The 4,220-nt window shown below is 70.1% G+C and carries 5 protein-coding genes; 4 read left to right on the top strand and 1 reads right to left on the bottom strand.

The window, feature by feature from the left end:
- Nucleotides 1-237 precede the first annotated feature (237 nt).
- Both CLV35_RS01460 and CLV35_RS01455 read left to right on the top strand, forming a co-directional pair.
- Nucleotides 238-669 (top strand): hypothetical protein, encoded by a 432-nt coding sequence (locus CLV35_RS01460; RefSeq protein WP_121191663.1) that lies wholly within the window; start codon nucleotides 238-240, stop codon nucleotides 667-669.
- Complete coding sequence (locus CLV35_RS01455; protein ID WP_121191662.1) at nucleotides 669-1,025, top strand: transcriptional regulator; 357 nt, start codon at nucleotides 669-671, stop codon at nucleotides 1,023-1,025. Before CLV35_RS01460 ends, CLV35_RS01455 begins: the two co-directional genes overlap by 1 nt.
- Before the next feature lie 381 nt (nucleotides 1,026-1,406).
- Here the strand turns inward: CLV35_RS01455 and CLV35_RS01450 are convergent, their stop codons facing one another.
- Nucleotides 1,407-2,483, bottom strand: a complete 1,077-nt coding sequence (locus CLV35_RS01450; RefSeq protein WP_121191661.1) for a helix-turn-helix transcriptional regulator — start codon at nucleotides 2,481-2,483, stop codon at nucleotides 1,407-1,409.
- Between the two features lie 61 nt (nucleotides 2,484-2,544).
- Between CLV35_RS01450 and CLV35_RS01445 the strand changes: the two genes are divergently transcribed.
- Both CLV35_RS01445 and CLV35_RS01440 read left to right on the top strand, forming a co-directional pair.
- On the top strand, nucleotides 2,545-2,991 hold the full coding sequence (locus tag CLV35_RS01445; RefSeq protein WP_121191660.1) for a VOC family protein: 447 nt from the start codon (nucleotides 2,545-2,547) through the stop codon (nucleotides 2,989-2,991).
- Nucleotides 2,992-3,357: 366 nt separating this feature from the next.
- Nucleotides 3,358-4,220: IS110 family RNA-guided transposase (locus CLV35_RS01440; RefSeq protein ID WP_121191659.1), on the top strand; the 863-nt coding region annotated here is incomplete at its 3' end.

Genomic DNA, 4,220 nt, shown 5'->3' with positions numbered 1-4,220 from the left:
TTCGGACAAGTCACTTCCCGGACCCACCACGCCCGACGCTACGCCCGCGATCGACACCCGACCAGACCCCGCCGCCCCTCCCGTCCAAGCGCTCTTCGCGTGAGTCCCAACGGCACCCTTGACACAGAAGGGAGCCATGACCGAGCGATGCTCCCCGCGCGCTGAGCGGCATGACCGAGCGAAGACGTCGCGCGCATGGACTTGCCTGTATGGCATGTGGATGCCTAAGGTTGAGGCATGGACAACGACACCGCTCAAGCCCAGGTCGACGAAGTCCGCCGCGCCCACCTCGCCGCCAGCCGCCCCGCCTTGCCGCGCAGCGCATGCGTCCTGGCCGCCGCTTGCGCCGGTGCCGGCGTCGCGCTGGTCGCCCAGGGGCAGGGCGGCGGGGCGCACCTGGCGTTCCTGGCCGCCGGGGTGCTGTGCTTCGCCGTCGCTCACCTGCTACCGACCCGCATCCGTCGCCGTCGAGGCCTGCACGGCTACCGCGGTTGGACGCGGACGGAGAACACCGTTCTCGGGCTGTGCGCGCTCGTGCTGGTGATCTGCGGCTACAACGCCGATCGCGACCTGGCCTTGATCTTCGCCGGCCTCGGCGTCGTGACCGCTGCCGCTTGGTACGCGATGCTGCGCGGGGTGCTGGTGGCCGGTGGGCGGGTGCGCACCTGATGGCCACCTCCACCACCTCCAACGCCACCGGCAGGGGCCAGGCAGGCGCTGCACCGGCGCTGGACGAAATCCTCACCTCCACGGCCCGGCTGCGGGTGTGCGCCTACCTGTCCGGGTGCGAGGAAGCCGACTTCAAGGCCGTGCAGGACTTCTGCGAGCTGACCCAGTCGAACTTGTCCAAGAACGTCACCGTCTTGGCCGAGCGCGGCTACGTGGAGGTCAGCAAGGTCGCCTCGGGCCGCTACACCAAGACCCGTCTGCGGCTGACCGAGGCCGGGCAGACCGCTCTGCACGCTCACGTGGCGGCCCTGCAGGACATCGTCGACAGCGCCCGCACGCACCAGGGCGCCGGCTGAGGACCCCGGTGGGTCGAGCGCACTCTGGCATGGTCGTGCATCGCAGGACCTCGTAAGCGGTCAAGAGCAGGTGTTCGCCACGGCTCGTGCCCTCTCGCCGGCTACCGCAACGACGGGGAGGAGGTGGCGGACGTTGCTGTCGGCCGAAGGAGGCGGCGCGCCATGGGCCTTCAACGTGAATCGGTCTTTGCGTGCTGGCGCGGGAGCGTCGCGACTGAGCCCTTGATGAGCGTAGGAGCGCGTGTTGTCTCCGGTCCACCGGATCCGTTCAGCAACTGTGTGCCATGGCGCTGCCATCGGCAGTCGCGGACGTGGTGAGCGGGCGGCGGCATCGTCCACGCCTCGTGACTGAGACGGTGGCGAGCGGCGGCCGTCCCGCCTCTACCGGTTGGCGGCTTGCTCGTCGTGGGCTGCCGCGGCGCCTGTTTGGAGTCGCCGCCCAAGCTCGGACACGACGTCCCGTAGGGCCTCGGGGTGGTCGATGACGAAGGGTCGGTCCAGCACGGCCAGTGCGGCTGCGACCCATTCCAGGCGTTCGGCGCGGATGAACACCTGCAGCCATCCGGCGGTGCTGGCGGCGGTGCTCTCGATCGGCGTGGCGGACGCGAGCGTCTCGGGGATCTGTGACCTCAGGTGCGCCGGATCGGTGCGGATGCGGAACGACACGTCGTGCAGGGCTGGAGTTGGTGCGAGGGGTCCGAGGACTTGCTGCACGGGGTCGCTGCCGGCGGGCGCGCTGAAGGTGCCGTCGAGCACGGCGACCGCCTGGATCCGGTCAAGTCGGAAGGTCCGCCCGGCTTGACGTTGGACGTCGAACCCGGTCAGGTAGAGCCGGCCGCGGTGTGCGACGACGCCGTAGGGGTGCACGACCCGCTCCGCCGGGACGCCTTGGCGCGTGGTGTAGCCGAACGTGACGGGGTGCCGGTCCCTGGCTGCCTCGGCGAGCGTCAGCAGTGCGTGCGCCTCGGCGCGGCCAGGCTCGTGGTCCCTGTCTCGGCCGGGCGCACGTTGCTCGCGGCCCTGGTCTGGTCGGTCGTGGTGTGGTCGTTCGTGGTCAGAGTGGGCGGTGAAGTCCACCACCTGTACGACCGCGGCCACGCGCTGGGCGAGCACCTCGGGTAGGACCCGACGGATCTTGGCCGTGGCACTGTGCACGGCCAGCGCAGATGCCGGGCCGGAGCGCGACTGTTCGCTGAGCAGCAGCGCCCAGACCACGGCGAGCGCTTCCTCGTCGGTCAGCATCAGCGGAGGCAGCCGGTAGTGGCGCGCGAGTCGATAGCCGCCGTAGCGGCCGCGGACCCCATCCACGGGGACATCGAGATCGCGTAGGTGCTCCACGTAGCGGCGGACGGTGCGCTCGTCGACCGCGAGCCGTTCCGACAACTCCGACACCGTGCGGGTCCCGCCGGTCTGCAATAACTCGAGCAGGGCCAGCACTCGAGCGGTCGGACGGGCCATGTTCACATCCTGCACTAATACAGGGCGGGAAGTGTCCGGCAATGGATCTAGCGTCCCACTCATGACACACACCAACACCGTCCAGCTGGCTTCTGTCCGCGTGCTCACCGAGGATCTCGAGGGCCTGCTCCGCTTCTACGGGCTGCTCACCGGAGCGACCCCGCAGTGGCTCACCGAAGACTTCGTCGAGCTGGTGACCCCGTCCGCGACGTTCGCGCTCAGCCACCCTCGGCGCGTCGCGTTCATCAGCGACCCGACCCCGCGGGCTGCCGCGAACAGCAGCGCCATCGTCGAGTTCCTCGTCCAGGACGTCGAGGAGCTGTTCGCGCGCCTGCAGAACGAGTTCGGCGACGCACTCGTCGTGGTTCAGCCGCCGACGCTGATGCCGTGGGGAAACGTCTCGGCCCTAGTGCGGGACCCCGACGGGACCCTGGTCAACGTGTACGCGCCGGTCACCGCGCAGGGAGTACATCTGCAGCAGCAGCGCACGCCCAAGATGCTGCCCTGATGGGGCGCCCGGTCCGGCCCTGCAGGACCGGGCACGAGCGTCAACCCCCGCCGCTGGCGCGTGGCCTCTGAAGCGATCCGGCGAGGCGGGCACGCCCTCGCTGGTGGCATGATCGGGCGATGCTCCCCGCGCGCAGAGCGGCTACTTGTGTACTGGACTCACGGCCTGAGCCTGGCGAGGCTGGTCGAGGTGTTCGGCGGGGTCGCTCTCATAGCGGCTGCCCACGGCTTGTTGGTGTGGCTCTCTCATGGTCTGCGTCCCGCCGGACGCCGTGACGAGGTGAGGCTCAAGAAGGGTTTGTCCTGCTCGAAGTAGCGCTGCCCCCTCGTCTTCCACGGAGTCCGGTTCGACGGGGTGGAGGCAAGCATGGGTGCAGTGATCATCGGCGTGGACCCGCACAAGCGGTCCGCCACGGTCGAGGTCCTTGACGAGCGCGAGCGTGTGCTCGCGACCGGCAGGTTCGGCACTGATCGCGAGGGCTACAAGCGGATGCTGCGGGAGGGCCGGCGCTGGCCCGAGCGGCTGTGGGCGGTGGAGGGCTGCAACGGGGTGGGCCGGCACCTCGCACAGCGGCTGGTCGCCGACGGTGAGCCGGTGGTGGACGTGCCGGCGAAGCTGTCCGCGCGGGCGAGGGTGTTCTCCACCGGGCAGGGCCGCAAGACCGACGCGACTGACGCGCACTCCGTGGCGGTCGTCGCGCTGCGCACCCCGGTGCTCCGCGAGGTCGTCATGGACGACGCGACCGTGGCTCTTCGGCTGCTGGTGGACCGGCGTGACGAGCTCGGCGCCGCCCGCACGTTGACGGTGAACCGGCTGCACCGCCTGCTCACCGAACTCATCGCCGGCGGGGCGAAAAAGGCCTTGTCAGCAGCACAAGCACGCGAGCTGTTGGCCAGCGTCCGTCCCCGCGATGTCGTCGGCAGGACCCGCCGACAGCTCGCCTCCGAGCTCGTCTGCGAGCTGGAGGTCATCGACCGGAAGATCAAGGCGGCGAAGAAGCAGCTCACCGAGCTCGTCGAAGCGACCGGCTCGGGCTTGCTGGAGCTGAACGGCATCGGCCCGTCCGGCGCGGCGCGGCTGCTCGGCGACGTTGGCGACGTGTCCCGGTTCCCGACCCGCGGGCACTTCGCGTCCTGGAACGGCACCGCCCCGATCGACGCCTCGTCGGGTGACCAGACCCGACACCGGCTCTCCCGGGCCGGGAATCGGCGGATCAACCGGGTCCTGCA

It is taken from the genome of Motilibacter peucedani (assembly GCF_003634695.1).
Classification (GTDB): domain Bacteria; phylum Actinomycetota; class Actinomycetes; order Motilibacterales; family Motilibacteraceae; genus Motilibacter; species Motilibacter peucedani.
Note: the sequence above shows the minus strand (reverse complement) of the source record. Positions and strands in the feature narration are given on the sequence as shown.